This window comes from Spirosoma sp. (assembly GCF_026391055.1).
Taxonomy (GTDB): Bacteria; Bacteroidota; Bacteroidia; order Cytophagales; family Spirosomataceae; genus Spirosoma.
Genome location: NZ_JAPLET010000022.1, coordinates 760,375 through 786,590, shown reverse-complemented (window position 1 = coordinate 786,590; position 26,216 = coordinate 760,375). Strand labels below are relative to the sequence as shown.

Sequence of the window (26,216 nt, the reverse complement as noted above, 5' to 3'; positions counted from 1 at the left end):
TAAAGGAAGTTTCCCCGAAAACCAATTAAATAGTTTCGTTTTGGGATACCCAAAAAACATTCCTACCAGGAGTCGGGATGTTTAGGTTATATCCGGGCTAAACTAACTTCCGTTGGGATTGTCTCCCGATCATTCCCCAGGGCGGCTTTCATTGAGCCGACCACGTAATTGACTCCCTTGATGTGAACCTTCTTTCGGAACGAGAATAGCGCCAGATCAGCAGGGCTCAGAAACACCAGCTTGTTCACCGAAAAGGTGTTTCCCTTAAAGGCCTCAAAACGCTTATATCCGGCATCAACCAGATTGTTGGGGCCATGCCAGTTCAGCGACCGGTTACCATGGGCGGATGTGGCCAGGGGTTGATCGTTGACAACTCCATGCCAAAAAAGGAATTTAGGGGTCGTATTAGTCTTGCTGTCTTTGTTATTGGGTGAAATGCCGGCCTGCTGGGTCACTGCTCGTCCGGTAAGTGGATCAGTCAGTAAGGTGGAAAAACGCGATTTAATAGGCACGGTGGTGCCACCTTCGTTGATTGTCGTTTCGGGCGTAGTATAGCTATCCATCGCGGGTGGTACGGGCTTCATCAGCGCATCGTTGCTGTCGATATCATACGATAGCTCCAGCCGGTTAACCAGGTCGGGCGCTTTTACATGCTTCGGGTGCGCCTTATCGGTCCAATCTAAAATATCACCACTATTGATCACCTCATTCCCAAAATCCATGGTGCAGATGTTGCGCCGTACGTCAAACTCCAGGTAAAGATTAAAGAGTTTTCGAAGGTCGATCAGCACGTTCGACAGCGTCAGGTCGGGTAGATGATTATTGCTGTTGATCGAGTTCTGACCATCGAGGGAAAACAGGTTGTAAAAAATCAGTCGACATAAATCGGGATCTTGCCAGAACTGACCCGTAAAAGTCCAGCCGGTGAGGTTGCCGAATTGCTGAAACACCCACTTCACAAAGGGCATGGGTACTCGCGCGGTCGGATTATAACCGGTGGCGAGTGTGTACTGATTGATGAGGCCCGTAAACCCTTCTACTGCCTGATTGCCGTAAAAGGCGTCATTCTGGATAGTGGGAAAGCAGTACCGGTCCATCAGGTGGTTGGCAGTAGCCAGTGGGGCGATCACGTCATTGCCCAGGCTCAGCTTCGAAAGCAGTAACTTCTGACTATCGCCAAATATCTCACCTAAGTTTTGGGTGAAGTACAGACTGAAGGTGGGCTCGACCTGACGGATCATCACGAATCCCTGCTCAATAAGCTGGCCGTGAACGTATTTTTCACAGCGAAATATGCGGGTTTGGTAGCCTACCTGATCCTGATAGAAATAGCCTAACAACCGACGGTTAGTGGGCGTGTCTGGCAAATCGAACCCGTAAACGCGCGAACCCTGAATCTGGTCAAAATCGAGCAGCGGGTTGAACCGCTCCAGCGTAAGGCTGGTCGTTGGCAGAAGGTCTGCCGACTCACCATCGATGCGAATATCAATCATGTTATTTTAGGTTGGATCGGTCGACAACTACGTCGATCTGGTTAAAGACGTTTACAAAAGTCTGCACCGAAACAGACAAATCTTTACTGGCGATTCGGCTTAGCAAACCGCTTTGATAGCCCTGTTCCTGCCGGCTCCCGTTCAGAATGGCCTGAACGCTCTGGAGTTCGGTTTTGGTCGAGGCGCTCAGGCTCGACAGATCCTGATGCGTCTTGGTCTGCAACTCATCCATTGCGGCCTTCAGCGCATCGATCAGGTCGGTAAAATCCTTGTGGGTCTGGGTGCGCAGGGCCATGCCCTGGAAAGCCTGCGCCAGCTTTAAACTGTCCAGATCAGTATGCACATTCAGGCCCAAATCCGTCAGGCTGGTCTTGCTGGTGGTGATCAATTTGGTCAGGTCATCATGAAGGATCTTTTGCAGATCGGTCAGCCCCATTTTGGTCGTTTCTTTCAGGCTCAGCACGTCCGTATTGATCCCCGTCCGGAGCGACAATAACCCAAACGATAAGGCTTGCCGCAGGAACGTAAATTCCTGGGTCAAATCCTGGCTCAGGTTAGGCAGTTCAAATTTCATCGTGCTTTGCAGGGCCAGTAAATCCTGATGAATCGACTCCCGAGTCGCCAGGTGTTGCAGGGCGAAATCCGTTGTTTGTTGCATCAACCCGTTCACCAGTTCAGACCGCAGACCCATCAGCATGGTTTGGTTGGTTCCTGAATCGGCTTTAACCTGCTGCTGAATATCAGCCAGGCTGGTCATCATCAGTTTAAGCGTATCGACTGTGGCCAGGGTATTGGCCGCAATATCATCCTGGGTTTTCTGGCTTTGGTCGATCTGCCCTTGTAGATCAGTGCTAGTTTCGCTACTCACGCCACCACTACTCTCACCACCATCGCCACCACCACCCGAACTGCCAGCATCGTTGTTGTTAATTACATCCATCCAGCCTCCGTCGGAGAACATGCGAACGCCACCTTTCCGGAGCGAGTCACCATAGGTGCCGCCATCCGAGCCGAACATACCTCCGTTCAGCATAATCGGTGCACCATTTCGGTGAAGAGAAGAATGTAAGAGCCGATCCACCACGCCCCGGTTATTGCTGTAGGTGTTTCTAGATAACACCATAATGGGTTCGCCCCCTTCCATTTCGGCTACTTCTTCACCCGTATCGCGTCGGGTTATGGATAGACCCGAATCGCCATAACTGGCGCCATGACGTGGACCATTAGGCACCCCCGCATTTCTGATCTGACCCCCTTTTGCCAGGCTGGGTGGCTGTTGCTTTTTGATCATGGCAATCTGAACGGCGGTCGTAGCCACCGCACCGGCCACCGCAATCAGCCCCAGTGGCCAGCCTAGCATAGCGAGTGATTTTAATGCGGCCTGTGCCCCGTTAATAACAGCCATCGCAATATCGATTTTCTGCTGACGCTTAAAGGCCTCCAGCTGGGCTACCTTCGTTTTCTGGTCAGCTTCCTTATTGATTTCATCAACCTTTTTCTCATACTCATCTTTGGTAATAAGACCTTTATCGTATTTATCCTTCCACGATGCCAGCTGGGTATCTTTCTCCTTTTTGATGTTGGCCAGTTCCTTATCCAGTTTCATCTGGGAGAGCTTTTGCAGGGCCTGCACCGCCATCACCGTGTACTGACCCACTTCGTCGATCATATCGACTTCGGCCTGTTGCTGCTCGGTCAGGTTTTTCTTTTTGGCCGTAATTTTATTGAGCAGGAAGGTGCCGAATGACTTAAAGTCACCTTCCATAAAACTCATGACAGCATCATAATACTCCGCTACTTTCTGGCGTCGGGCTTCCGTTTTTTCCTGGTGAAGCTGGGTTTTATCGGTTTCATATTTGATGTCGCTGGCGGTAAGTTGGGCTTTTAGCCGGTCATCAATGGCTTTGTTGGCAGCGGCCCGACGATCCGCATCCTGAATGGATTCATTGTTGCGGGCTTTCTCTTCAGCAGCCTCATTGATTAGCTTCTGCTTGTTGTGGTTGTACTCCGCATCGAGCATCGCCTTCTTAGCGTTGAAGATGGCACTCGCATTGGAGCCCGCCAGCGACAACCGGTTCTGCGCGTCGGCCATTGTCGCGGCAAACTGCGCATCCAGCAGGGCCTGCGTTTGCTGGGCATTTTTACGCCGGTACTCTTCTTCGACCCGCTCTTTATCCTTAATCAGATTATCATTAATCTGCTTGAGCATTTTCGCTTTATCCGTATCCAGCTTGATATCCTTTTCAACCTGGGCACGCTGAGCGACGGCGACATCCTGCAATTTTTGCAGCTTATCCGCGTTTTCATCCCCCGATAGTTTGATTTTCAGGTCGAGAATGCGTTTGGCCGTTTCACCATCTTCTTTCTCTTTTTTCTTCAGATGGGCCGCTTCTGCTTTTTCGATATCCCGGATCATCTGATCGTTAAGGGCTTTTTCGAAGACTGCTTTTACTTGGGAGCTGGCCTTACTGGCCATCATGGCTTCGGCCTGAGCATCCCGCTTCTGACGAATGGTGGCTATTTCCCGTTGGAGATCATCTTTGATCGAAGCAATACGCATGTCTTCGATTTTTTTCAATCCCTCATTAGTAGCCTTGATGGCTTCATCGTTGACCTTCTTGGCATGATCAGCCTCTTTTTTGGCTTCGGTTGCCCGGTGTTTTTCAGACTGGGCAGCCTTTTTATCAAGAGCTTTCTGATCCGACGCAGTCACGATGTTGACCATTTCGCCGGCGGCTTTGGTTTCGAGCGTTTTCTTGTTGCTCAGATGCTGATCATGATCGGCTAGCTGTTTCGGACGACCTTCGGCTAATTTTTCACCATAGCCCTTATTGAAGGCATCGCCGATCTGAGAAGCAGCTTGTTTCGTTTTGGTAACCAGCGTATCTAGGTGTAAAAATGAAGCAATGGTTGAGCCGATATCCTTGATCTTGGTAATGCCCGTATCGATCAGGCTCCAAAAGCTGGAAAGAGCCGTTCGTACGGGCGTGAGGGCGGTGCCAATCTGACCCAGACCACCGGTAACAAACGAAAGAATGGCCTGGTGGATTGACACCACAAACCCAACGCCCTCTTTAAATAAATCCCAGAGTGAACTAGCCAGATGGCCAGCCAACTCCAACGCCGGACGCATGGGTTCCAGCCCGGATTTAATGAAGCCAACAATTGCCGATGTAATATCACCAGCGATACCCACGCCTACTTTTATGCCTTCCCAAAGGCCATTGATTACCCCCCGAACTGTCTCTGAATTGTTATAGATAGCAACCAAACCAGCGACGAAAAGGGCTATTGCGGCAACTATAACACCAATGGGGTTGGCTGTCATAGCAGCACTTAAAGCTACCTGCGCGGTTGTTGCTGAGTTGGTCCATATCAGACGGGCCTTTTCAGCCGCCGCATGAGCGATGCTGGCGGCCGTAGCGAGAATCAGATGACCATTGAAGGCCAGCACGGCTACGCCTAAAGCCGCAAAACTGGTCCGATTCTCGGAAACAAATTCAGGGACTGCCCGGATAATATTGACAAAAGCGATAACACCGCGAGTACCGGTGGTGATAGCGGGCAACAGACCCTGACCTACTTCAGTGGCAATGAGGGCAATGGCTTTTTGGGACTTTTCGTACTCAGCCGCAGCGTTACTATTAACCGTGTTGAACTCTTTTTGCAGACTGGTCCCTTCGGCCATTGCCTTACTGGCGAGTTCCTGTTTCTGACGAACCATGTCGGTCTGATCCTTCAACAGGCTCATCACCTTATTGGCTTCCATCGACTTGATGCCTAGCTCTACCAAACGCGTGTTCACTACGTCGATGGGAACCCCTTTAAAACTTTCTGCCAAGCGCATCAGGAACTCATTGGGGTCATTCCGTATGAAGTTTTTCATCTGGGCATCACTCACCCCAATCTGCTGAGCAAACGTGGCGGTATCAACCGAGGCCGTTTGTAGAATATTGGTCAGACCACTGGCGCTAATTTCAGCCGTCATACCCAACTCCTGAAAGGCAGCCCCTAAGCCCAGTGTCTGACTAATCTGGGGAGCCAGATCCCCTAATTGACCAATGCGCGCGGTAAATTCAGCAACGACGGGACCGGTAGCTGAACCGGCAGCCCCCAACTCGTTAATGGCTGAGCCAATTTTACTGATAGCTTCACCGGCCTGGAGGTCTTTGGTCTCTTTGAACAGCTTTTGCAGACCACCCAACTTTGAGCTGACTTCTTCAGCACCACCACTGAACTCGTCCCCCAGGGCGACGTTGGCCATATCGACCGACTTGACAAAACCCAGTAGTTCGGTGTTGGCTACGCCCAACTGTCCCCCGATCTGGGCAATATCCATCAGAGATTCTTTTGACGAGCGGGTATCAATCTTGTCTAGCTCCTGCGACAACTGCTGCACTTCTTCGGCACTCTGGCCCGTGGCTTTGGCCACACCCGCCATCATATCTGATAGCGCCAGTGCCTTTTTAATGCCGTCCTGCACAAAGCTGAACGCACGCTCCAGCAGTTCGGTAGCGCCAAACGCAGCCAGGTAGCCAGCCGCTGTTGACTTGGCCCGCTCCCATAGGCTAGGCTGTTTTTCAACTTCCTCATTCACCCCCCGGATTGTCTGCCGGTGGTTAGCCAGAGCGGTGTTGACCTCCTGCATCTCAGCCGCTTTCTTGATATAGGCTTCGGTACCGGGGGTGAGCTTGTCGATCTCTACAGCCAACTGCTTATAGTATCCCTTCAACTGCTGAACGGTCATGCCCGTGGTGCCCATTTCCTCCCGGACCTGCTTGATGCTGAGTTCGAGGGCTTTGATTTCGGCTTTATTTTCGGCCCATTCCTTTGTCCCCTTCTCGACTGTCTTTTGGGCCTCTTTGACGTCATTCAGACGCTGCTCCAGTTCCCCCAACTGGTTGATGACGGGCTTTCCATCGAATTTGAGGGTAAATAGAGCTTCCTCTTTGAGTTGCATAGTGCTGGTGGATTTTACCAACAGCGAAGAAATACACTACAAATGCGAGCAGGTAGGACAAAAAAACGCCCTGCCAATACTGGCAGGGCGTTGTGTACTAAGTGGATTGTTGCTCAAATTGCTGCTTGATGGCCTTCAGAATTGGTTCGGGCATCGACTCCAGTAATTTATAGCCCGTTTCGTAAATCAGCTTCCCACGAGTGGGGTTGTAAAAGGCGTTTTTCTTACTCCGTTTTACCCCCTGCTTCATGATGTTGACCGAAATGCCCCAGGCAATCCGGTTGATTGCTCTGGTATCAGGAATGTGCAGCACCCGGTAGTTGGCTCCCAATAAGTAGCCAGGCACATACTTGAATTTATCAAGCCCCACGTGGCGAACGTATTCTTCCATCACTTCGGCTGGAGGCAGCTTGCCATAGAGCAGCTTGCGCATATCCTTGAAGCGGCCATAACCCGAAAAACCGATGCTGAATTCAGCGTACAGTTCACGGCCGACAATCACCTGCTGATGGCGTAGCGAGTTCAGGAGTTCCCCCGTCAACACCAGACCAGCCGCCTGCAATTTGCGTTGCATGACAATCGAGGCTTCACCCACGATGCGCCCGATTACATCAGCCGCTACTTGCTCAAACTGCTCCTGGGTTAGTTTTATCGATGTGGCCATTTACCAGTAACGAGTTAGCACCGTTATGTCAATGTAGATTCGGTCACCACTGGCCACCTGAAGACCAGCCCCGAGCATGGGTTTTCCCAGATCACTATTGAACGGAATATCGGTGCGTGTGCTGACCAGCACGCCATTCCGGTAGACCCGAATCCGATTGCTGCCGGCTCCCGGTGCGCGAACCATCAGCATCCAGAGCGAGGGGTTGGCACCGATGGGCAGTTCCAGATCGTTCTGGGCATACGGGTACACATTGGCCTGCGGTCGATCCAGCTGCCAGGCATTGCCCGCGGTGGGTGAACCGTCATAAAAAACGGTGATATATTCCGGCGCATTGGTCCGGAAGCGGAAGGAACCGGCGGGCACTGATACCACGTAATCATAGGGATTCAGCAGGCACGGACCATTTGCGTTAGCGTAAGCCTGGGTGTCCATATTGACAAGGGCGGTGTCGATGCGAGCCTGCAACTGCTCGGCGGTCTGAGCACCGTACGTACCGGCCGGTATGCTTAGGGTAGCGTACCCGCCATACTGACTGGCCGGGCAGTTATTGCGGATATAGGTACCCGTCCGACTAATGGCGCTGTTGAGGAAGGGTGTCGTAGCGGGCGCACAGGCTGAGGTGGTAACGGGCGTTTGGTAGCCATCGGTACCGGGTACGTTGGCTTTGATCTGACGGGGTTTGACCAGCGAGCCATCATCCGCATAATGAAGCTCCAGCTGAGCCGCACCGATCAGGCCCGTCCGCACGCCGTTCTCGTTGATGAGACAGAAAGTGTTGATGGGTACCCAGCGCGTGGCCCGAAGCTCAGTAACCGGTGCCATTGGTAGGGCGCTGTAGCCGATCTCCATTTTGGCATGGGTAAATGTGAAGGTGCGACCGGCCAGATCTTCATCATCGGTGCGCAGATTGAGTGTGTTATCGGAGGGCACTAAGGCCACGAATCCCTCCTGGGTGGCCACGTAGATTTCGTCCGACAGGCTCAGCTCCGAGAGGTAGTCGAGCAGCTCACCATCGAGCAGGCCCGTATTGGCCACAAGCACCTTTTCCCCTTTGCGATCTCTGGAAAACAGTTCGGCGCTGGTGGGCAGGTAATCCGCTAACAGCGCGCGCTGGGCAGCCGTACCTTTTACGGTCAGGTTGCGGCTGGTCTGGCCGGTGCAGCGCAGGGTGTCGTAGCCACCGAGCGAGTTGGCAAAGAGCAGGTAGAGGGTGTTGGGTTCGTAGTCCCGGTTGACGTGGTAGGTTCGTATTTCAGACAGCCGGGCATTGGTTTCAGAACTGACCCATACCTGATAGGACTGGACCGTTTTGCTCGTAAGTTCTTCACGCGCGGCCAGACCCAGCGCCTGAAAGCCAACGGGAATGCTGTAGACCGTGTACTGACTGACGGTGGTGAGACTCAGCCCGGTCAGCAGATCGGAGCTGCCATCGGTATACTGAATCGCCACCCGAAGCCGCAGTTCGCTTGGTTTGGGCGAAAAGTTAACCAGGTAGTAGAGAAATTCGGGTTGGTTGGTTTCCACCCATTTTTGCGCTGGCTGCCAGGTAAGAAACTGACGGCTCTGGCTCAGGTAAGTCGTAAAGAACTGATCCCGCCAGCCCGCAAATTGCTCGACCGACAGGGCTCCCTTCAGGGCGTACTCCAGTGGTAAGGTCTGGTTGGTGCCAGCCAGCAGCACACCTGCATTCTCTACCCGGGTTTGGGTCAGATAGGGCGTGATCATATCCACGCAGGCCACAAAACCGGTCTGGGTAGGGGTAGGTGGGGTGCGTAAAAGAAGGTCATCGATAAACACACTCACATCGAACTGCGCTCCTGGGTAAACCGTTGCTCCCAATTCTGCACGCGGGGGAAATTCCCGGCCAGGCAGGGTGATGAGTGTGTTGTATTCGCCCGATCCGTAAGACCGGGGCTTCTTTAACGTCAGCAGATACGACAGATTCTGCCGCTCCGGAATCGAATCCGGAGCGGCATCGATGGTGTAGGCGATGGGATTACGGGAAAAACGCAGGGGTAAAAACGACAGGGTTTGCAGAAGTGGGTCCATATCAGGCGGGGTATAAGAGGTGATTGGCCGGGATCGTCACATCGATGTCGATGTAATGCCCCTCCAGATTGACGTTGGCCAACTGCCCGATCGGAAACATGCGCTCGGCGGGGGCTACACTGAATTCGTAGCTTTCGCCTTCATCCTCCAGTTCCTCGATGCTGGCTTCGACGGCCAATTCAATCTGGCCCAGCATGGACAGTAGTAATTTTTGAGTACGATCGCGCGTGATCAGCCCCGCGCGGGCGCCAACGCCATCAGGCTTTTGGGCAACCGTCATCGAACACATGAACGTGAGTGATTCCAAGCCAGCCCCGTTGTCTTTTCGTCCACTTTCGGCCATTTGAAAAAAGGCGGTCGTCCCTTTGTAATCGTTGGTGTAGTAGCTCTCAATCTCATCGATGGCTTTTTCGCCGTTGCTCAGGGGAAGAAAGAAATCGATCCCCTCGGTACGTTTGGCGATTCCTTCAAAGAAATCAGTCAGGGTAATCAGGTCCGTGATTTTCATTGAATGGGTTGGTTATTGGATGTAGCCTGGGCTTCCTCTTTGTCGAGTAGATCATCCAGCAGCGAAGCAAACAACAGATGGGCTGGGGTGCTGCACACCTTATCGAAATCACCGAAATGACCCTCTTTGGCCACGTTTTTGAGCAGCATCACCCAGCCGCGCCCATCCCCGTAACGAGGCTCCTGCTTACCGCCGAACAACTCACCGTAGTCGGTCAGGAAGACGTTATTGGAGCGCTCGAAATAATCCAGAATAACGAGCTTTAGGCTCATGTCGAGCGAAGCCAGGCGAGTCGCCTGCTCCACCATACGGGGTTCCGAGAAAGGTTCGCGCACGTCGCCGTTCCAGTCCCGTGATTTCTGGAACTTACGCCAGTCAACCCGGCGTGGTCGGCACAGAATGGCGATCAGCCGGTCCAATGCTTCAGGTTCGGGTTCTTTTGGATTGGCAAAGGCCACGTAGGCCATGTTAGCGTACGAGAGTTCAATGGCCGTGGTATCGGCGAAATCCGCTGCGGGCAGATGGTAGTTAACCCCAGCGTGAAAAAACGTATCGATAGGTGGTTTGCCCTGGGGCAAGGTGGTGAACAACCAGTTGAATTGTTGCCGCAGCTGGCCCCATTGCCAGTTGGCCAGTTGCAGGGAAGCCCATAAAGTAGCGTTCATGCCCAGCCAGACCCGGCAGGCTGCCGCCTCATTTTCTAGGGTGTCGTAGGAACCATCTACCTTCAGCCGAGGGCACAGGATAAGCTGCTGGTATTGATCGGGCGTCAGTTCGCTCCAGTTTTCAGCGACCTTATAGGTCTTGGGGCCAAATTGGATTGTCTTCATTTGTGATTGTCTAAACCAAGTTCTTTTCGCATCTCGTCCCGGTTCTCCAGGCGGTGCACGCGACGATCTACGTCGTCGATCTTCTCCAGCTTCTTTTGAATGTACTGCCAAAAGAAAGCGGCCAGGCCGAATGATACAGCCTGGCCAGCCAGTGTCGTGATAATGTTGGTGAGCGTCTGCGACATTAATCTAAGATGGTCCAGTCTTCAGCAAGAATATCCGTTTGAGAGGCCAGCCAACCATTGACGATTGAACCGTCAGCGGCATACATACACAGGTAAGCGGTAAAAAGGACACTCCCCTTATCCTCGTTAATCAAAAAAGATTTTACTGATTCAGGTAAACTTTTGACGTTACTAAGAATGGCACTAGGTAATGTATCAGCCGGTCGCTGAAAGACAAACATCCCTTTACCGTTCCAGCCACTGCGGGCTATTCGTTTACCTTGTTTGACGGCTTCAACCGCGATCGCAAAACTGAACATAACAAAAAGATTTTAGGTGAGTGACCGAATGGTAGCCAGCGTTTGAAAAGCCAAAGCTAGTTTGACCCGGTAGCTGGCAGTAGGACAAAACCTGCGGTGGATATGGCCCAGATAAGCGGCTCTGGAGACCAGGTTGTATTTGGCGATCACCTGCCGTTCATACGCTCCGTAATCAGCCAGTGAGGCCGATTCAGATGTATACCGACAGTACCCATCCTTTGAAAGGCTGGCGTAGAACCCGCGCGGATTTTTTTTCATGCCGAACAGGTTGAAACCAGGCGGTTGCGTCCACCAGTAGCCGGTTTCAACCGCCGAAATGGCGAAGGCAATATCAGGATAAGTATAGCCCATGCCCCGGATCAGTCGCCAGTAGGTTAGATTAGTTTGAGCGCCAGATAAAGTGCGGCTGCCCCCCGAACCAGCCAGTTCTCCAGCCGGGCGGCTCGCAGTTTGCGCGATTTTTTGTCCAGATTGGTTTGCAGCTGCCTGGCTGAGTCGATGACGGCCTGACGGGATTCGTTCAGTGTCTTCACCGTTTTTTGCTGACTGCTCACCGCCTTCTGGAGTTGGCTCAACAGCGTGTCCTGGCTTGCTACTACGCCCTGGAGCATGATCAGGCTGGCTTTGTCTTTTAACACCTGACGGGCTCCGTTTGCGGTGAGTCGAATCGGCTTGGGATCGAGGATCTTCAGGGAGTCGATTGTACAGGCGGTCGAATTCAGACTGGAGAGCAGGCACAGACATAGTATCAATCTGGCGAAAGCGGGTGAGCCGTTTTTTATCCAGTTTACGTAAACGTTCCTCATGACTTTGTTGCTGGATATACAGATTAAGATTGAGTTTACCCTGTTCAAATTGGGTTTTGTAAAAGGTGGCCGAATCCAGGCTCCAGCCTTTGGGCTGGTGATTCGACCAGAGCACTTTGGTACACAGACCCGCCAGCAGCAGCTGGGCTAAAACGGCCAGCCCAAACAGCCAGGCGGGTAGATTAAACGTTCTTTTCATCATGTTTCGGGGACAAAGCGCACAATGTTGCGCACGTATTGTTTGGGCCGGGGAATATTGATATACACCCCTTGCACATTGTTACCCGCCGTGGTGTTGCCGCCACTGGCGTAAAAAATCCGGATGCGCGGGTCGAGTGGCCACGAGTTGACAAATTCGACGTGGCTCCAGGTCCGGTAGGTCACCACGTCGCCCGGAATTGCGTGGGAACCCGCTGGCAGCCGTAGTTTCTTCATGGCGTTGTAGCTGGCCACCGCAGCCAGGTTGGCACCCTTGGGTGTGGGTACCCCGCATTGTTTCAACACCCAACCCACGAAGGCCCCGCACCAGGGCTTGGCACCCGCGCCAAGCCGCTCCGGATGCGCCCAGCCGATGGCCCGGAAATAGGCATCGATCTGCGGATGATCATTCCGGTTACTTTTTTCCTTGACATGGGCCTGACTGGCGGCAGTTTCCAGCAGACAGACCCGCTTTCGGTTCAGGGAATCTAGGCCGGGCGTCGCTACGCGTACAGAGCCTGGTAGAAACTGGCAAAAAGCTGCATGAACATGTAGAATAAGGCCAATAAGGAGCCCAATACAGCCCAGGCGGGCGCTTCTTGAAGTAACTGCTCCAGCGTTCGCTCGGAGTCGATTTGATTGTGCCATATTCGATAAATTTGGGGAAAACAAACGCGGATCAGGAAGACGGCTACCAGGACCGTCAGGAAGGTGAGCGTGAAGCTCAGCAGGGCGCGCACCGGCGCATTTTTAATCATCGACTGGCCTATGGCATTCATCGGATCGGCACTCAGGGGGGCACCGAAAATATAGGAGAGCAGCACGAAGAAGACGAACAGACCCACCATCCAGCCAATGGCTTTGTTGGTGGACAGCACCCGGAGTGGTTTACGTTCTTGTGTTTCCACAGGGGCTGGCTCGTTCAGATTCAGTTCAGCCCCCAGCTGGGTAGCCTCCAGTTCAGCGGCTTTGGCCTGCCGCAGGAACTCTTTCGCCCGCTCCGGATCGGTGCTGGTCCGGGCAATTTCCCGGTAGTCGGCCGCATCAGCGAGCCTAGCGGTGCGTTTCTCCAGCTTTTGGTTGCGGAGGGTCTCAGCGAGGTTTGCCTTCTTGGTGGCAATCTCCTGTTTACGTAGCTCCAGGGCCTCCTGTACAGCATTCACTTCGGTTTCTTCGGCATCTACTTCCTGCGCCAACGTGTTGGCATCAGGCCCCTGGGGCTGTGAAGCATCGTTGAGATGGACTTCCCGGAAGGAGTTACGGGGCTGTTCTTGTCGTACGGTCATGTTCGTTTTATCGGTAGGTTTCATAAAAAATCAGGATTAACGCATCCGGAAGACGCTTCGGTAAGCTGAATTATCGGGGAATTCGTTGGGGCCCTTCGCCTGGTAGCGATCACTGTTTTTGTACAGGGGATAATCGTCGGCGTGGGCGTTGAGAAACGATTTGAGCGTGTTCAGACTGGCAGCGGCTTCGCCATCAGCCAGGCGCTGAGCCTCCGATAGGTCGTGACCCGTGACCGCTTTCTGGTTGTAGATGCCGTCAAAGTCCGACAGCACGCGCAACTGTCCACCGGGGGTTTGTACTACGTTCAGGTGATACAGGGCGTGGGCGTAGGCCACGCTGGCCACGGCCTGACGGGCTTTCTCCAGCAGGTACAGCGTGGCGCCACTGGGCTGGTCACTACTGATCAGCGATTGCTTGAGCGCATCGTACTGGTCCTTACCCAGCAGGGGCAACAGATCCGTTCGTTCGACTTTACTCAAAAAGGGTTTGAGCGAGACAAACAACCGGTAGCTGCCTGCGGCCTGAGGCACGTACTGGGTTAGCTCTGTTCCTGAGGTGATAAACAGACCACGGGTGGATTTGTAGGCCGGTGAATTGCTCCAGGTGGGGTATTTGTCGGGAAAGGAAAACAGGTGCAGTAGAACCGATTCCAGCGCTTTAGCGGCATTCTCAGCCGTTTCCCGACGGCGCACATCCAAAACGCCCATGCGCACCGGCTTGGAATTGTCGGTACCCTGCTCCTGCAAGCCCTTATCGCCATCATTGCCCAGGCTATAAGGCAAATACTTCTGGTAGGTGTAGAAGGCCAGCGCGCGCTGCACCAGCTGCAGCAGTCCCCGGTTAACAGGCGTAAGCGCATCCGGATCAGTGCTGTTGGCCTGGCTGTCGAGTTCGGCCAGCATCTGTGGCCCGATAGCCGTCAGAATGAATTCATCCTGCGCCAGCTGAATGTAAGGCACTATGAATTCCAGCGTCGAGGCACTGTTGATTGCCCTGCCCAGATGGACTCTTAATTGATCAATCGTAGAAATGATCATTTCTTTTTCGTTTCAGTGGTGGTCTCTTTGCCCGTTTCTTTGGTGTCGCTGGCTGCGCCACCCGAGCCGGTTGATTTCTGTGAGGAGCCGGATTTCTCTTTGTCGAGCGTTTCCAGTAAAATGTTGTTGAAGCCGAAATACACATCATCGGGCAAGCCGATCTGCGGTTTGATCTGGCGATTCCAGTAGCTTTCGACCGCCTGACGGTCACGGGGAGTACGGTAAAACTGCTGGTATTCGGCAGATACGCGCAGTTCAGAGCCTGAACCACCGAGCGTTTTACCATCACTCACGCCAGCCAGGCCACTCAGAATGCCTGACGCATTGGCGAATGCGGTCACAGCCATCTGGTAGAGTTCGGTGTATTCCTTGCCGGTGAGCTGCGTTTTGATGTCCTCGAACTCGATGTAGGGCACCATTTTGCCTTCGGGGCCAATCGCGCATTCATCGAAGATCACCCGTCGTGTACCTTCCCCACCAAACAGCAGGCCATCTACGCTTTGGTAAAACTTCTCCCGGAAGGCATCACGCGTTTCGTCCGTGTCTCCCCCAAACTTGTTGATGTAGTCTTCGGCCACCCGGCAGATTCGGCTGGCGTTATACTCGGTATCGAGGCCCGTGTTGTGGAATGCCGGCACCCGGTTGGCCAGGCGAATCCACTCGGCAGCCGCCCACCAGATAGCAAAACCGTAGTAGAACTGCCCGGACTGCTTGCGCTTGATCTGGTAGAGCGTTTCGGGGGCATCATCTCTCGTGTCGAGCGTTAAACTGGGCACGGCCACAATGTTGCCCGCCTTTGGCTGGCTCCAGTCAGGGGCCAACAGCCATGTATCGACGTACCCTTTGGTAGCCACCACGGCCCGCACCGTCAGCGAATCCCGCATCGACAGCACCAACTGACCGGATTTTCCTTTCTCCCGGCTCTGGTTGACGAACGCATTACCCGTTTCGACCAGGTACGTCAGCTGCGTGTTGACCAGTTCCTGCACGTCGTTGGCTATTTCAAAATCTTTGACCTTGTTATCGGTATAGGGCTCGCGGATCAGGGTTTTTCCTTCGTACCGATGACGAAACCAACCACAACCGGCCCCGAACAAAAAGTCAGCGCGCGTCTGGACCAGGTTCATTACGTCGCCATTGGAGCGGTATAAATCGACCATCTCATTAGGCAGCTTGTTATTGGTGCCCCAGGGATAGATTTTGTACGATGTGCCCGATACGGTGCGTTTGATGGTGCCTTTGGCAGAATTGCCATCCTGTTGATCGGCCGTGTTGATGGCCGTGGCCGATGGACCGGCATGACTCAGAACCATCGGCCCATTTTTAAATTTACTCATGTTAAAAGCGGTGGTCGATTGTTTTGCCGTTGAATTTTTCCAGCAGCGGGATGTGCAACTCAAATTGGTGTCCACTCGAATCGACCAGGTGCAGCTTACCGGCCTGCCGGTTTTCGTGGACGATACTGGCGAGGTCTTTTTTGCCACCCGGATTAAGTCCCGCCCGGCGACAAACGCTGGTTTTACTACCGAAACTGCCATCCGCTTTGCGGTAGGTCAGATCGAAGTACGGCGAGCGGCCCGATAGCCCACTGGCTCGGTATTCAGCCAGCACTTGTGAGAGATAAATCATGGAGATTGCCCCGTTTTGATGGGACAATGTTCGCTAGATTGACACCCAGCTGGTAGGACGAAACTTAAACCGGGTCGATTCCGGGGTTTTTCCGGTCTGCATGGGAATCGACCGGCTGAACGTCAGGCCAATAAGCCCGAAATAGGGGGCGAATTTTCCGGTTGACTCGAAGCTGATCGCCCACGCTCTATCGAAACTGGCGACCGCCAATCCGAAAAAATGAATATATGCCGAGCCTTTTCGCGTGCGCTCGTGGGCTCGGCTCCGCGCAGGTGGCCGGGCCGACCAGGCGCGAAGCCGATTTGTAAACCCAAAGAAACTAATTGACTTAGCGAACGACGATGCCGCCCGAGCGCCCGTGGCCGCTGGTAACGTATTGGCCGAACTTCTTAAATAGAAGATAGTCGAAGCAGTCGGTCAAGTGAGTGGCATATTCCTGAGGCAACTTTTTGTTGCTTTCCGACTTCTTGATCTTCTCATAGGTCGAGCCATCGACAGGCGCAGACTGAAGTGCAATGAGCAAAGCTTTGCAGGTTGTCTCATTGATACGAATAACAGGCAACCGCTTGTTTGTCTCTTGAAGTAGGGTGTTAATTATGCGGTAACGAATTGGGTAGGGGGGATAAGACGTTTGAACCTGATCAACGATTGTCCAGCCTGCCTTTTTAAGGGTATCCTTAATGATTTGAAAGTAGGTGCGTGTTCGGCCAGGGTCCTTTTTATTAGCCCCATTATCGCCATACACGTGAAGAACCTTCTTTTTGTGGTCCTTGTATTTGGCCACAAATTCAGTGGCCAGCTTCTCCACAAGGGTTTCGGTAGCGGTCTTGACAAACAGCACGTCAATGAACCTATATTCAGCATGGGCCTCCTGACCCACCAGCATTGAGGTGAATTCAGCGTTAAAATCCCAACTGGAATCAAGGGCTTTATTCGTATCGTAATCGGTTCGCTCGGATACATAAAGCCGCTTTTCATCATCGTATTGATAGCCGAAACCCTGACTGTAGGTGTGCCGATTGGCATCCAGACTGTGGTAGAATCCATTGGCGATCTTGCTTAGACGCTGATTCAGGATCTCCATGTTGAAGGTCAGCTCATCGCCACAGGATTCGCGCTGGTCATCGATGAACGAACCAGGAAGAAAATCCAGATTATCGTAAGCGGTGGCCTGCTGAAAATAGTACCGTTCGGGTTTCTCTTTTTGCAGCTCCTCTGTTTTGAATACCCAGTTACCTTGGGGCGTAGTCGGCACCGAGGTGAAATCAGCGATTAGCCAGTGTAGCGGGTGATTTAGCCCCTTGCGGCCCGGGCGGGGGTCTTTATAAATCGATTTGTTAGCCCTGACGGTTGGCCGTAATACCCGGTTATAAAAGTCTTCTTTAATCGTAGCCGATTCGTCGATGTACAATTGGTCAAAATTGGCACCGCGAATGGTTTCGGGGCGGTCAGCTGAAATAAACTGCACGGTATAGCCATTCGCGAAAACAAGGCAGTTATCGTAGGTCCTTACCGTGTTCAGCGCCGACCGCCAGTGATCCGGCGGTCGCCGGTTGATCACGTACTGACCTACCCCTGTTTTAGAGTTGTATTCGGTTAGGCCGTGTTCTTCAAAAACAGCGCTGCTCTGGCTCAGGATAATATCCTGCACCTGGCGAAAGGTCAAACCGGCCAAACCGGCTTTGGCCCGTGGCAACTGGAAGGCTGATTCAGCTAGTAGATGAATTAACGTGCGGGATTTGCCACTTCCCCGGCCACCCTGAAACGTGGCCCGGAATCCGCCCTGATAAGCTTTACTGTCTTTGAAGAAATCAGCTTGGTTGCTGGTGACAGTCTGGTGAAACAGCAGCTGCTTGGGGTTCAGCGTAATAATGGCCTCCTTACTCACCAGCTTGGCCCTCCGTGCCGAAATTGTTCACCGTGATGTTATTCTGCGTGTATCTGGCCACACGGGCAGGCATCAATTCGTCCACCGACAGGGGTACCTGATCATCGTTAAGTTTGGCGAGGACACCGATTTGACGAGTGGCCGCAATGATGGCTTCGGCGTTTCGGTCTTTTACCGCAATGCTCATGGCCACGTAGAGCGTTTCGATCAGGATTTTGGTAGTACCTGCTTTATCAAGGTCTTCGACTTTGCCGTACAGCTTGGTCGAATCCATCATGATCTGGTACGCCTGGGAATACTTGACACCGTATTCCTGCATGAGCATATTGACGCACTGTTGGGGCGAAAAGAGCTTACCCCGCCAGGCAAAGCACTTACGGTATTTATCGAGCATGGCGTGCTCAGAGGGCTTGAGCGGAACGCGGTACAGCAGGTGATCCCGAAACTTGTCGAGCCTTTCAGCGCGTTTTTGTTCGGGAGTCTTGTCGGACGATTGGGGCAGTAGATTGGAAGACATGAGAATGCAAAAAGCTACCTACAACGTTAGTAGGTAGCTTTTTGCAGGGGTAGGACAGATTAATTAGCTTTGAAGTAAACTATACAACCATGCCTGTACAGACTGCAAACACCTTATTTCGATTCACTGCTGAACTGCCACATTTATTAGCCATTATATCGAATGGCTTTCACCCCAGGTTATCAAGAGAGCGGTTTTTGAACATAGAGGATATTTATTTACCCATGATTTGTTTTTGTGACATACCCTTGTCAATGGTTGATGACCATATGTTTAAGTATGGGAAATATGGTGTTGGTATGACAAAAGAATGGGGAATAGCTAAAGGCCTTAATCCTGTTCTATATTACAATGAGGAATCGATTTTAATACAGAGCTTTTTCAAACTAATATTTGATGGACATATTAAAACCCAAGAATTGTATAGGCTTGCAGCTAACGGTGAATGGGTCGGAGACGGGGGGAGTAAGTCACTTATAGTGGATCATAAGGCGGAAGGATACAAGGAAAAACGTGATGCATATTGGCAAGTGATTGATAGATTAGGGGCTTTAAGTGGTTTAAAATGCTACTTTAAGCCACGCGTAGGCGAGTATGTTATCGGGGGGAAACACTATCCTAACTATCATTTTTATGATGAAAGAGAGTGGCGCTATGTTGAGCGTGAATATGATTTTGAGAGTAGAAACAAGCCGCCTAAGATTGAAGAAGTAAATCTGCACGGAGAACATCTGAGTCAAGAAGAAAAGCAACAGTATAATGCAAAAATAGAAGCGGAGGGAAAATATAAGCTTGATTTTTCTGCGTCGGATGTAAAGTATATTATAGTGAAAAGTGACGAGGAAATTATACCACTCGTAAAATACCTCCAATTACTACCTAGCCATACTAATAACGGACTCCGTTTTACACCGGAGGAAATATCATTGTTAACGAGTCGAATTTTAACTTCAGATCAAATTAAAGAAGACTTCTAACAAAAAATCGCCCAGTGTAAACGCCGGGCGATTAGGCTTTTCATTAACTCATACTCAATCAAACAACCCGTTACTGCTCGGATCGCTAATGGCTTTCATGGCCTGCATGCGCATTACCAGTTCCCCTTCGACGTCATGGTGGGGGTGAAGGATGGTACCTTCGTCGAAGAAATGCGCCCAGGAGCGTTTTAACAGCCGACCCCGCTCATTGTGCTTATCATAGGCAAAATCGGGTATAGCCAACTTCTTGAACGGGTGAGTGAGCCAGTGAAACAGCAAGCTCCAGTCGATCATGCGCGACTTTCGCGCCCGGCACAGTAGCAACACCGCATGGGTCATGAACAACCGCTGTGGCTCGTTCTTGTCATCTTTTTTCTTGGCCTGTTCCTGGAACATCCGGTAGAGTGCCCAAATATTAGATGGCATCATTGGCTCTGCCAACCCCACATCTTCCGAACTCATAATGCGTAAGCGCTTCCAAACGTATTCTGAAAACCCACTGTCGTATAGTTCAACGGCCCAGAACATAGCTTGGTCCTCATGGCCACGACGAATGCATTTTTGCATAGCACTGGAGACTTCAAAAAAATCATACCCCTTTTTGTCTTTATATCGTATTTACTCATGATTTCGATTTTTAGCGTACATTTGACTTAATCTGATTGAGGCTTGAACATCCTTGCGTTGGATTAGAAGCCCGCAGGTCATACTGCGGGCTTCGCTTTTTAAAACAGGCTCACCTGAGCCACATTGATCTGCTTTTTGCGCAGGCCCGTCCGGACGTTCATCCAGGCATCCCGTACACATTCACCGAAGAAAAGCCAGATACCCTTTTTCCAGAGCCGGTGCGCTTCTTTCATTACCAGCTTGAGCAGGTTTTTCTTCTTGGTCATTTTGGGGTTTTCAAATCGTTGGCGCTTTTTAATGAACATTTTTTGCGTTGATAATCAGGGTTTATTTGGCTGACTACTCTGTAATATTCTCCCAGCAGAACGGATATACAATTCGTCAATTCTGATAAATTTTTAGTTTTTTTTTCAGCTCAAAACAGGCTCATTTGACCCATTTTGGCAGCTTTAGCCATGCGGGGCGTAGGCGGTGGCAGCTCCGGCTCAGTTTTCTTTTTTTCGGCCCATTCGGCTTTTTCCTGTTGCCATAGTTTCCAGGTATGACACTCCTCTTTCCCGGTCATCGGCTCAATCGTTGGACCACCACCACGCCCCAGCCGGCGGTTGATGTGGTAGCCAAATCGCCAATCGTCCGGATTCAAGGAATCCATGCACACAGCCTGGCCCACGCAGCCGTGCAGGCACATATTCACGGCCGTCATTTTCGCGCAGATGGCATCCAGATCAGCACCAAACTGGTAGTTGCCCGGTGCTTTAGCGTGGAACGACAACAGCATGCGGCCACTGCCTGAGCAAGGGTCGTTCACCAGCTGGCCTTTCCCGGTCAGACTCTGGTCGGCTCCCTGAAGGACACTCATGAAGTCAACCACGCAGGGGGGCGTGAAGAACTGCCCCATGATCTGGCGTTTACCCTGGCTGGCCAGCACCTCGTAGTAGGTGCCTAGGGCATCGTACCAATCGTTGTCGCCAACAATCATTTGGCTCTGGAGTCTGACCCACTCATGGGTCATACGCACGAACCAATCCAGGTCTTTATGTTTTTTCTTCAGCTGTTCGTAAACGCCCTGGCGCACCGGCATGAACGATTCGGTCAGGAAGTCTACCCAGTCGCGAAACGAGTCACTGTAATCCCATTTATAATTTTGCTCGGAAAATATCTTGTTAAGCGGCCGCAGCTCGTGCGGCACGTCGGTTGATTTCGGCATGGCGAGTAAATAAAAAAAGCCCCGCTCGATGGCGGGGCCTGGGTTTAAAATGGAACTTCTTCGGTCGATGCGGAGTGAATGAGCATCGAAGAGCGCATTAGGTGCTCAGCGTAATACTCTTTAATTCGGAAGGTGGTCACTGCCTTGAAGCGCTCCTCAATGCGCTCGAGCATTTCCTGCATGGGCGATTTGTAGGCGTTTGGCTTCCAGTTCCGGACGAAGGCGATCACATCATTCATCGTGATCCGGATCGGCGCTACCTCGTTGATTTCGTCAACCTGTACATCCAGATTAATACCTGTTTTCTTGAACCAGCTTTTCGACACATCGGGGAGCCAGTTGGCATCGCCGTTTTTCTCAAAGTCCGTTTTGGGAAAGGGGTTCAGGTACTCCGCCAGCACCGATTCGACTGAGACATACATGCGTGCTTCGGAATGATAGGTTTTCCAAAGCCGGGCTAATTCAAGCGGGTTTTCCGAATTGGCCAACAGGTGCTCGTCGATCTGCTGTTCATCCCACATTAGTTCCGGGATGCAGGTTGGCAGCTGGGGAAGGTGAGCGACGGTGTAGATACCGAGTTTGGCGCAAATAATACGGTCGAGCGTATTGATGTGCATCTGCTTACCTACCTGGGTAGCCCACTGCTGATACTCTTTTTCGGTCTTGCCGGTGGCGGTAATGAAGCGATCTAAATTGCGCGATTTGGGGGTTGTGAGCGTTTCCATTTGGAGATTGTTAAACTTGAACATCCCCTGTATATTCTCCCAGCAAAACGGATATAAAAAGCGTTATTCCTGATTTTTTTTATCCCTTTTATACGTTTCTACGCCAAATAAAAGCCCCTGAACCGGATCGTTCAGGGGCCACCGTGGCGCGGCTACACTACATGGATCAGTGTGGGGGCTGACTCTATCCCACGTTATCAGCCGGGTCGATTTATACTGTTTGTCCAAATGCTTTTCGAGCATCAGAAGCGATGAATTCAACGATTACTTCGGCAACTGTCTCTCTTGGCGACTTGAGCATGGTCTCAGCATCAAATCGAGTAAAACGGTGTTGGTATTTTCGATCCGAAGCAATGTCTCGTATTAATAGATCCAACACACCGTTTGGGTCAGGAGTCGAAAAACTAGCCTTAACACTCCACTGTGGATATGAATGGGTCAGAAGCTTGACGATCTCGTCAGCTATTGGCCTGATTTTTTCTGCAAGAGCCATTTTAAAAAGGTAATTTGAGCGTTTTTTGAAACGGGTGCTTGAGTTTACTCTTCTCACTCGCCTTCTTCAAAGTAACAACATCCTGGCCGAATACCCGCTGAAGGGTGGCAAAATCCTGCGCTTCGGCTTCTACATTTCTAAACTCGGACAGTCCACCTGGATTCACAAATGTATCTTTTTGCTGAAAGTAGAACCGCGTATCCTTCCAGCTGAGTCGGTTCTGATACGCATTTAAACAGCTGATCCAATAATCCTCGTTGACAAGAATCTCCCGCGAGTACCAGAGTTTACTACCCGCCAGCACGCCATGGGCGCAGCCCGTATGATAGCCGGCCAAATCGATTGGCATCATCGGATTGTAGAGCACCGGTGCCGGCACGTGGGCAAACGAAAACAGAAAGGCACCAGCCTGGTGGCAAGCATCAGCGGCCGACTGAATCAGGTCGTACGCAGTCAGCGGGTCAACCTGTGATTTCTCTCCTGGTTCGGTGTACACCCGCTGCATGGTGTCAATGTCGTCATCGAGCATGAACACGTTGCCGAAATGGCGAATGATCCAGTCCCGTTTAGCGGCCAGTCCCACCACGTTGTCCGGGTGCGTGACAATCTCCTCTAAGGGATTACAGAGCCGGTACTGGGCCGCCTGACTCTCCGAAACGCATAGAATGGCGTTGGCTACCACCGACGAGGTTCGCACGCGTGTCGCTCGTTTATGGGAGGGAATTACGATTTTGCAGCTTTCCATGCGTCGATGAAGTGTTTAGCGCTGATAACGTTGGTGCGTCCCACCCGTTCACTTTTGTAGCTGTGGGCCATATCGACCTTTAGTATCTCCGCCAGGTGGTTGGCGTCGATGGCGTTGTCACAGACAATCACGAATGCATCGTACTTCTCCGAAAATTTGGCCACGATGGGCATTTCGGGCGTTTCTTCCTTGGCGGTGGTCTTTTCGTGCAAGTCTTCCATTTCGGAGAGACTGATACCGAAATCATTCAAGTCTACCCCATCGAAGTGTTCACGTAGAATCTCGTCGACCCAATCGCCCTTGATGGCATTGGAAGCAATGTTGTATTCCTTGAACTCCTCTTCGGTCAGTTGACGGTTGGGAACGCGCACGTCTACCAGGTCGTCACCACGTCCCAGTTGGATCATAGCTTTGCACCGCTGGTGACCGGCGAGTAAAATACCGTCTAAATTAACAACCGGTATCTCGACCAGGCCAAACTTCTCCAGCGATTCGCGTAGTTTACGGCTCTGCTGGGCCGTCATTTTACGAGGGTTGTACTCGTAGGGCATTAAATCAACAACACGGCGTTGTTGAGTACTCCAGGCTAATTGTTCCATACTGCGTTCGTCGCCACGGCTAACTTAGTTTAAACTCAATCTCCTGAATCTGCCGTTCGCAAAGTGCCAGTTCTGTTTCCCACTCCTGACGCTTCGAGGGTTTGGCTTTGGGGTCACGCAGCTTTCGTCTCAGCTTTGACCGCTGATCGATCAGGCGACGCTTAACGTGGGCCAGTTCAAACTTACCCGCCTCATCGCTTACCAGGTCAGGCAGGTAGCCCGGCTCCTGATTAGGCTCAGCCGGTAGGGCACGGTTACGCTCCAAATAGCGTTTTTTGTCCCAAATGGCTTCGATCTTCTCCTTCAGCGCCAGAATCTGTTTGGTCACCTGAGGGCAGGCAACGTTCTGGGGAATGGTATGCAGGGTGTTGCTCAGCTCGGCCATCTGCCGGTTAAGGCTGTCGGCTTCTTTGGAAAGGTCAGCCTGCGTGCGGGCGTATTCGTCCCCGGACAATAGTGGGCCAATGGGCAGTTCCCTGTGAGGTTGGGCGGCTGGCTGATCAACTCGCTGCGCGCGCTCCGGTAGGGGTACGAAGTTTTCCTGCTCCTGCAAATCAGTGAGCCGCCGTTTAGCCTGGTCCAACTCTTCCGGTGAAGCCCGCCGGGCTTTCACTAGTTTTTCGAGCATTTGCACACTCGACTGCTGCTGGCGTATCTGCGTCTGAAGATTCATGACACAAAAAAACCGGCGCTGGGCCGGTTCTGGTAGGACTAATCAGGATCTACTTCGCCGTTTCCCGCTTCGGGATCATCGACGATCATCTGCTGGAAGGTCTGAATTGCTTCCCGGAAGGCCCACGCCTGATGTTCCTCGTGGGGTTCCAGGTACCAGGCCTCCAGGGGCTTGTTAGCCGGTAAATCCAGATAATGCTCCAGCACAAAATTGAGTCGGGCCGCATCGACGCCGGCGGAGTGAAGGTGAACCTTCAGGTCAGTAAACCGCGGGGGCGCAGGGATGGGCATATATAAGCCGGTTGGTCACTGCTAACTTACGCCCAAAGACGACCGTGTTGAACTCGCATCAACGTGCCAACCGGCCGTGTCTTGGAGCACGGGCCGGTTGGTCGTCTTTAAGCAATAGTAAGTTAGCGGCACAAACATACGAAAAAGCCCTACCTATTCAACAGGTAGGGCTTTTTCGTATGTTTGATTTTGATTAACTCTGATGCTCCTGATCATCCGGGTTACCTTCCGATTCAGTTTCTTCCAAAACCTCTGGTTCTGGTTTCTCCATCCGTTTGGCCAGCTTTTCATTGAATTTGATCTGAATCGACTCCAGTTCTGCCGCGCGGGCCTGCTCCTGAGCTTCGGTGATCTGATCGACATCCATCCCCTCGTATTTAACGTCGAGAGCTGCCTGTTCCTTTCCCTTTTGCAGGATACGAACGATCTGAGCCAAATGGTTCAGTGGATCTTCTTCCATGGTCGATCCCTTGAAATCGTTATCGGTCATCTCGTTGAGCGACCGCAGGGCACCTTTACCAGCATTCTCCAGGCTTTTCAGGGCCGCGTCAATTTTCTTACTATCCAGCTTTTGCATGATTACTTAATTTGTGGGGCTTTTTCAGCCACCAGTTCGATATACAGACCCGCCAGCACGGACGATTGATGCAGCTCCGCCAGCGTTTCCTGGGAGGCTGTACCATCCAGCACAATTGTGCTTTTGCCCGTCTGCAGCTTTATTTTGCCCAGCCATTCGGGTTTTACCTGATAGACCATTTTGCGTTTGCGTTTTGACATGAGTAAAAAAAAGCCTCTCCCTGTCGAGAGAGGCCCGGTTTGGATCAGTTGCTTACCTGCCTAGGCAGGTAGCGGAATGGTAACCGACGAGGCCAGGATCGGCGGGTGGAAATCATACCCATCACCCTTGAACTTGAAGTCGATCTGCAATTTATCGTCGGCTTTCGCACCCGAATCAGTCGTGTCTTCAAATACCAATGGCTCATAGCTGGTGCCAACGACCGAACGCGTACCATCCTTGTAGGTCGCAATGGCCACCCCGCCCTGGTTAAAGGTTTTCTCAATGGCAGCCAGCTGCGCGGCTTCATAGCCGGCAAATTTGCCTTCCCCATCGACGCCCACATTCTGATAGCCGAGTTCGCCCTTCCGGTTGGATTTTACCCGCGCGGTGTTGTTGTCGAACTTCAGTACCGCACCGACTACGCCAACTTTCAGCGGGGGAGCCTCGGACAAAATACCGTCCACAATGTCTTCCTTCAGCGGCCAATCAGCAGTAAAATCACCTTCGGCAAACAAAATGATCTGCTTGATACCACCCAGGTTGCTGAGGCCCCTGGCTTTACGAGAAATACCCGTAAACGTAACGGTGGCCAGGGTTACGCCCTCAGGGCCAAAAAAGAAATCGTGCGCTGAAGGGGGCACCAGGGCGGCTACTTCGGCAGGAGCCAACACGCTGGCAGCCAGCACGAGGGCGAAAAGAAAAGAACCGATAATCCGTAAACTCTTCATGATGAAAAAATAATCTGGGTG

Annotated in this window: 33 protein-coding genes; 3 read left to right on the top strand and 30 right to left on the bottom strand. The window is 52.0% G+C overall.

Going from position 1 to position 26,216, the window contains the following annotated elements; genetic code table 11:
- Positions 1 to 86: 86 nt before the first annotated feature.
- The 10 genes from NT073_RS18450 to NT073_RS18405 form a co-directional block, all read right to left on the bottom strand.
- Entirely contained in the window at positions 87 to 1,493 is a 1,407-nt protein-coding gene (locus tag NT073_RS18450; RefSeq protein WP_297376377.1) for a hypothetical protein, read from the bottom strand.
- 1 nt (position 1,494) lies between these two features.
- Entirely contained in the window at positions 1,495 to 6,453 is a 4,959-nt protein-coding gene (locus tag NT073_RS18445) for a phage tail tape measure protein (protein WP_297376375.1), read from the bottom strand.
- A 97-nt stretch (positions 6,454 to 6,550) separates the two neighbouring features.
- Positions 6,551 to 7,117: a hypothetical protein gene (locus tag NT073_RS18440; RefSeq protein WP_297376373.1), complete on the bottom strand. Its 567-nt coding sequence runs from the start codon at positions 7,115 to 7,117 to the stop codon at positions 6,551 to 6,553.
- Positions 7,118 to 9,169: a DUF5977 domain-containing protein gene (locus NT073_RS18435; protein WP_297376371.1), complete on the bottom strand. Its 2,052-nt coding sequence runs from the start codon at positions 9,167 to 9,169 to the stop codon at positions 7,118 to 7,120.
- A gap of 1 nt (position 9,170) precedes the next feature.
- Positions 9,171 to 9,677, bottom strand: a complete 507-nt coding sequence (locus NT073_RS18430) for a hypothetical protein (RefSeq protein WP_297376370.1) — start codon at positions 9,675 to 9,677, stop codon at positions 9,171 to 9,173.
- Entirely contained in the window at positions 9,674 to 10,507 is an 834-nt protein-coding gene (locus NT073_RS18425; RefSeq protein WP_297376368.1) for a hypothetical protein, read from the bottom strand. The genes NT073_RS18430 and NT073_RS18425 overlap by 4 nt, the downstream gene beginning before the upstream one ends.
- Positions 10,504 to 10,692, bottom strand: coding sequence for a hypothetical protein (locus NT073_RS18420; RefSeq protein ID WP_297376366.1), 189 nt, complete (start codon positions 10,690 to 10,692; stop codon positions 10,504 to 10,506). Before NT073_RS18420 ends, NT073_RS18425 begins: the two co-directional genes overlap by 4 nt.
- Positions 10,692 to 10,991 (bottom strand): DUF2829 domain-containing protein, encoded by a 300-nt coding sequence (locus NT073_RS18415; protein WP_297376364.1) that lies wholly within the window; start codon positions 10,989 to 10,991, stop codon positions 10,692 to 10,694. Before NT073_RS18415 ends, NT073_RS18420 begins: the two co-directional genes overlap by 1 nt.
- Before the next feature lie 12 nt (positions 10,992 to 11,003).
- The gene (locus tag NT073_RS18410) at positions 11,004 to 11,342 is read right to left on the bottom strand and encodes a glucosaminidase domain-containing protein (RefSeq protein WP_297376362.1); all 339 of its coding nucleotides are present in this window, start codon (positions 11,340 to 11,342) and stop codon (positions 11,004 to 11,006) included.
- A 23-nt stretch (positions 11,343 to 11,365) separates the two neighbouring features.
- A complete protein-coding gene (locus tag NT073_RS18405; RefSeq protein ID WP_297376360.1) occupies positions 11,366 to 11,797 on the bottom strand; it encodes a hypothetical protein in 432 nt (143 codons plus the stop codon).
- Between NT073_RS18405 and NT073_RS18400 the strand changes: the two genes are divergently transcribed.
- On the top strand, positions 11,796 to 11,948 hold the full coding sequence (locus tag NT073_RS18400) for a hypothetical protein (protein ID WP_297376358.1): 153 nt from the start codon (positions 11,796 to 11,798) through the stop codon (positions 11,946 to 11,948). The two genes, NT073_RS18405 and NT073_RS18400, sit on opposite strands and share 2 nt — an antisense overlap.
- A gap of 47 nt (positions 11,949 to 11,995) precedes the next feature.
- Here NT073_RS18400 and NT073_RS18395 read toward each other — a convergent pair whose 3' ends face one another.
- Positions 11,996 to 12,232, bottom strand: a complete 237-nt coding sequence (locus NT073_RS18395) for a hypothetical protein (protein WP_297376356.1) — start codon at positions 12,230 to 12,232, stop codon at positions 11,996 to 11,998.
- A gap of 57 nt (positions 12,233 to 12,289) precedes the next feature.
- Here NT073_RS18395 and NT073_RS18390 point away from each other — a divergent pair, with 57 nt between their 5' ends.
- Positions 12,290 to 12,487 (top strand): hypothetical protein, encoded by a 198-nt coding sequence (locus tag NT073_RS18390; protein ID WP_297376354.1) that lies wholly within the window; start codon positions 12,290 to 12,292, stop codon positions 12,485 to 12,487.
- A gap of 11 nt (positions 12,488 to 12,498) precedes the next feature.
- Here the strand turns inward: NT073_RS18390 and NT073_RS18385 are convergent, their stop codons facing one another.
- The 7 genes from NT073_RS18385 to NT073_RS18355 form a co-directional block, all read right to left on the bottom strand.
- The gene (locus tag NT073_RS18385) at positions 12,499 to 13,281 is read right to left on the bottom strand and encodes a hypothetical protein (protein WP_297376352.1); all 783 of its coding nucleotides are present in this window, start codon (positions 13,279 to 13,281) and stop codon (positions 12,499 to 12,501) included.
- Positions 13,282 to 13,317: 36 nt separating this feature from the next.
- Complete coding sequence (locus tag NT073_RS18380; RefSeq protein ID WP_297376350.1) at positions 13,318 to 14,319, bottom strand: DUF6712 family protein; 1,002 nt, start codon at positions 14,317 to 14,319, stop codon at positions 13,318 to 13,320.
- Positions 14,316 to 15,656, bottom strand: a complete 1,341-nt coding sequence (locus tag NT073_RS18375) for a hypothetical protein (protein ID WP_297376348.1) — start codon at positions 15,654 to 15,656, stop codon at positions 14,316 to 14,318. Before NT073_RS18375 ends, NT073_RS18380 begins: the two co-directional genes overlap by 4 nt.
- 1 nt (position 15,657) lies before the next feature.
- The gene (locus tag NT073_RS18370) at positions 15,658 to 15,948 is read right to left on the bottom strand and encodes a hypothetical protein (protein WP_297376346.1); all 291 of its coding nucleotides are present in this window, start codon (positions 15,946 to 15,948) and stop codon (positions 15,658 to 15,660) included.
- Between the two features lie 33 nt (positions 15,949 to 15,981).
- Entirely contained in the window at positions 15,982 to 16,158 is a 177-nt protein-coding gene (locus NT073_RS18365) for a hypothetical protein (RefSeq protein WP_297376345.1), read from the bottom strand.
- Between the two features lie 118 nt (positions 16,159 to 16,276).
- Positions 16,277 to 17,836, bottom strand: coding sequence for a terminase family protein (locus NT073_RS18360; protein ID WP_297376343.1), 1,560 nt, complete (start codon positions 17,834 to 17,836; stop codon positions 16,277 to 16,279).
- Complete coding sequence (locus NT073_RS18355; RefSeq protein ID WP_297376341.1) at positions 17,829 to 18,353, bottom strand: hypothetical protein; 525 nt, start codon at positions 18,351 to 18,353, stop codon at positions 17,829 to 17,831. Before NT073_RS18355 ends, NT073_RS18360 begins: the two co-directional genes overlap by 8 nt.
- Positions 18,354 to 18,442: 89 nt before the next feature.
- Between NT073_RS18355 and NT073_RS18350 the strand changes: the two genes are divergently transcribed.
- A complete protein-coding gene (locus NT073_RS18350) occupies positions 18,443 to 19,330 on the top strand; it encodes an abortive infection system antitoxin AbiGi family protein (RefSeq protein WP_297376340.1) in 888 nt (295 codons plus the stop codon).
- Positions 19,331 to 19,384: 54 nt separating this feature from the next.
- Here the strand turns inward: NT073_RS18350 and NT073_RS18345 are convergent, their stop codons facing one another.
- From NT073_RS18345 to NT073_RS18290, 12 genes are all read right to left on the bottom strand, one after another.
- Positions 19,385 to 19,897, bottom strand: a complete 513-nt coding sequence (locus NT073_RS18345) for a hypothetical protein (RefSeq protein WP_297376338.1) — start codon at positions 19,895 to 19,897, stop codon at positions 19,385 to 19,387.
- Positions 19,898 to 20,055: 158 nt separating this feature from the next.
- Positions 20,056 to 20,262 (bottom strand): hypothetical protein, encoded by a 207-nt coding sequence (locus NT073_RS18340; protein WP_297376336.1) that lies wholly within the window; start codon positions 20,260 to 20,262, stop codon positions 20,056 to 20,058.
- Positions 20,263 to 20,372: 110 nt separating this feature from the next.
- Positions 20,373 to 21,164 (bottom strand): N-6 DNA methylase, encoded by a 792-nt coding sequence (locus NT073_RS18335; RefSeq protein ID WP_297376334.1) that lies wholly within the window; start codon positions 21,162 to 21,164, stop codon positions 20,373 to 20,375.
- 44 nt (positions 21,165 to 21,208) lie between these two features.
- Positions 21,209 to 21,889, bottom strand: a complete 681-nt coding sequence (locus tag NT073_RS18330) for a hypothetical protein (protein ID WP_297376332.1) — start codon at positions 21,887 to 21,889, stop codon at positions 21,209 to 21,211.
- A gap of 211 nt (positions 21,890 to 22,100) precedes the next feature.
- Positions 22,101 to 22,382 (bottom strand): hypothetical protein, encoded by a 282-nt coding sequence (locus NT073_RS18325; protein WP_297376331.1) that lies wholly within the window; start codon positions 22,380 to 22,382, stop codon positions 22,101 to 22,103.
- A 1-nt stretch (position 22,383) separates the two neighbouring features.
- The gene (locus NT073_RS18320; RefSeq protein ID WP_297376330.1) at positions 22,384 to 23,127 is read right to left on the bottom strand and encodes a hypothetical protein; all 744 of its coding nucleotides are present in this window, start codon (positions 23,125 to 23,127) and stop codon (positions 22,384 to 22,386) included.
- Entirely contained in the window at positions 23,106 to 23,726 is a 621-nt protein-coding gene (locus tag NT073_RS18315) for a ParB N-terminal domain-containing protein (protein ID WP_297376329.1), read from the bottom strand. Before NT073_RS18315 ends, NT073_RS18320 begins: the two co-directional genes overlap by 22 nt.
- 19 nt (positions 23,727 to 23,745) lie before the next feature.
- Positions 23,746 to 24,399, bottom strand: a complete 654-nt coding sequence (locus tag NT073_RS18310; protein WP_297376327.1) for a hypothetical protein — start codon at positions 24,397 to 24,399, stop codon at positions 23,746 to 23,748.
- A gap of 38 nt (positions 24,400 to 24,437) precedes the next feature.
- On the bottom strand, positions 24,438 to 24,689 hold the full coding sequence (locus NT073_RS18305) for a hypothetical protein (RefSeq protein ID WP_297376325.1): 252 nt from the start codon (positions 24,687 to 24,689) through the stop codon (positions 24,438 to 24,440).
- A gap of 193 nt (positions 24,690 to 24,882) precedes the next feature.
- Positions 24,883 to 25,266, bottom strand: a complete 384-nt coding sequence (locus tag NT073_RS18300) for a hypothetical protein (protein WP_297376324.1) — start codon at positions 25,264 to 25,266, stop codon at positions 24,883 to 24,885.
- A gap of 2 nt (positions 25,267 to 25,268) precedes the next feature.
- The gene (locus tag NT073_RS18295; RefSeq protein WP_297376323.1) at positions 25,269 to 25,466 is read right to left on the bottom strand and encodes a hypothetical protein; all 198 of its coding nucleotides are present in this window, start codon (positions 25,464 to 25,466) and stop codon (positions 25,269 to 25,271) included.
- Between the two features lie 60 nt (positions 25,467 to 25,526).
- Positions 25,527 to 26,195 (bottom strand): hypothetical protein, encoded by a 669-nt coding sequence (locus NT073_RS18290; protein ID WP_297376321.1) that lies wholly within the window; start codon positions 26,193 to 26,195, stop codon positions 25,527 to 25,529.
- Positions 26,196 to 26,216 lie beyond the last annotated feature (21 nt).

Bases quoted from the DNA above. Each gene is read 5' to 3' on its own strand.
- NT073_RS18385 (WP_297376352.1), bottom strand. From the start codon at position 13,281: ATGACCGTACGACAAGAACAGCCCCGTAACTCCTTCCGGGAAGTCCAT.
- NT073_RS18370 (WP_297376346.1), bottom strand. From the start codon at position 15,948: ATGATTTATCTCTCACAAGTGCTGGCTGAATACCGAGCCAGTGGGCTA.
- NT073_RS18310 (WP_297376327.1), bottom strand. From the start codon at position 24,399: ATGAATCTTCAGACGCAGATACGCCAGCAGCAGTCGAGTGTGCAAATG.
- NT073_RS18450 (WP_297376377.1), bottom strand. From the start codon at position 1,493: ATGATTGATATTCGCATCGATGGTGAGTCGGCAGACCTTCTGCCAACG.
- NT073_RS18410 (WP_297376362.1), bottom strand. From the start codon at position 11,342: ATGGGCTATACTTATCCTGATATTGCCTTCGCCATTTCGGCGGTTGAA.
- NT073_RS18295 (WP_297376323.1), bottom strand. From the start codon at position 25,466: ATGTCAAAACGCAAACGCAAAATGGTCTATCAGGTAAAACCCGAATGG.
- NT073_RS18340 (WP_297376336.1), bottom strand. From the start codon at position 20,262: ATGTTCATTAAAAAGCGCCAACGATTTGAAAACCCCAAAATGACCAAG.
- NT073_RS18415 (WP_297376364.1), bottom strand. From the start codon at position 10,991: ATGTTCAGTTTTGCGATCGCGGTTGAAGCCGTCAAACAAGGTAAACGA.
- NT073_RS18425 (WP_297376368.1), bottom strand. From the start codon at position 10,507: ATGAAGACAATCCAATTTGGCCCCAAGACCTATAAGGTCGCTGAAAAC.
- NT073_RS18350 (WP_297376340.1), top strand. From the start codon at position 18,443: ATGCCTGTACAGACTGCAAACACCTTATTTCGATTCACTGCTGAACTG.
- NT073_RS18435 (WP_297376371.1), bottom strand. From the start codon at position 9,169: ATGGACCCACTTCTGCAAACCCTGTCGTTTTTACCCCTGCGTTTTTCC.
- NT073_RS18440 (WP_297376373.1), bottom strand. From the start codon at position 7,117: ATGGCCACATCGATAAAACTAACCCAGGAGCAGTTTGAGCAAGTAGCG.
- NT073_RS18305 (WP_297376325.1), bottom strand. From the start codon at position 24,689: ATGCCCATCCCTGCGCCCCCGCGGTTTACTGACCTGAAGGTTCACCTT.
- NT073_RS18315 (WP_297376329.1), bottom strand. From the start codon at position 23,726: ATGGAACAATTAGCCTGGAGTACTCAACAACGCCGTGTTGTTGATTTA.
- NT073_RS18420 (WP_297376366.1), bottom strand. From the start codon at position 10,692: ATGTCGCAGACGCTCACCAACATTATCACGACACTGGCTGGCCAGGCT.
- NT073_RS18405 (WP_297376360.1), bottom strand. From the start codon at position 11,797: ATGAGGAACGTTTACGTAAACTGGATAAAAAACGGCTCACCCGCTTTC.
- NT073_RS18300 (WP_297376324.1), bottom strand. From the start codon at position 25,266: ATGCAAAAGCTGGATAGTAAGAAAATTGACGCGGCCCTGAAAAGCCTG.
- NT073_RS18400 (WP_297376358.1), top strand. From the start codon at position 11,796: ATGACTTTGTTGCTGGATATACAGATTAAGATTGAGTTTACCCTGTTC.
- NT073_RS18290 (WP_297376321.1), bottom strand. From the start codon at position 26,195: ATGAAGAGTTTACGGATTATCGGTTCTTTTCTTTTCGCCCTCGTGCTG.
- NT073_RS18380 (WP_297376350.1), bottom strand. From the start codon at position 14,319: ATGATCATTTCTACGATTGATCAATTAAGAGTCCATCTGGGCAGGGCA.
- NT073_RS18445 (WP_297376375.1), bottom strand. From the start codon at position 6,453: ATGCAACTCAAAGAGGAAGCTCTATTTACCCTCAAATTCGATGGAAAG.
- NT073_RS18335 (WP_297376334.1), bottom strand. From the start codon at position 21,164: ATGCCGAAATCAACCGACGTGCCGCACGAGCTGCGGCCGCTTAACAAG.
- NT073_RS18325 (WP_297376331.1), bottom strand. From the start codon at position 22,382: ATGGCTCTTGCAGAAAAAATCAGGCCAATAGCTGACGAGATCGTCAAG.
- NT073_RS18355 (WP_297376341.1), bottom strand. From the start codon at position 18,353: ATGTCTTCCAATCTACTGCCCCAATCGTCCGACAAGACTCCCGAACAA.
- NT073_RS18320 (WP_297376330.1), bottom strand. From the start codon at position 23,127: ATGGAAAGCTGCAAAATCGTAATTCCCTCCCATAAACGAGCGACACGC.
- NT073_RS18375 (WP_297376348.1), bottom strand. From the start codon at position 15,656: ATGAGTAAATTTAAAAATGGGCCGATGGTTCTGAGTCATGCCGGTCCA.
- NT073_RS18330 (WP_297376332.1), bottom strand. From the start codon at position 21,889: ATGGAAACGCTCACAACCCCCAAATCGCGCAATTTAGATCGCTTCATT.
- NT073_RS18345 (WP_297376338.1), bottom strand. From the start codon at position 19,897: ATGCAAAAATGCATTCGTCGTGGCCATGAGGACCAAGCTATGTTCTGG.
- NT073_RS18430 (WP_297376370.1), bottom strand. From the start codon at position 9,677: ATGAAAATCACGGACCTGATTACCCTGACTGATTTCTTTGAAGGAATC.
- NT073_RS18395 (WP_297376356.1), bottom strand. From the start codon at position 12,232: ATGAAGAAACTACGGCTGCCAGCGGGTTCCCACGCAATTCCGGGCGAC.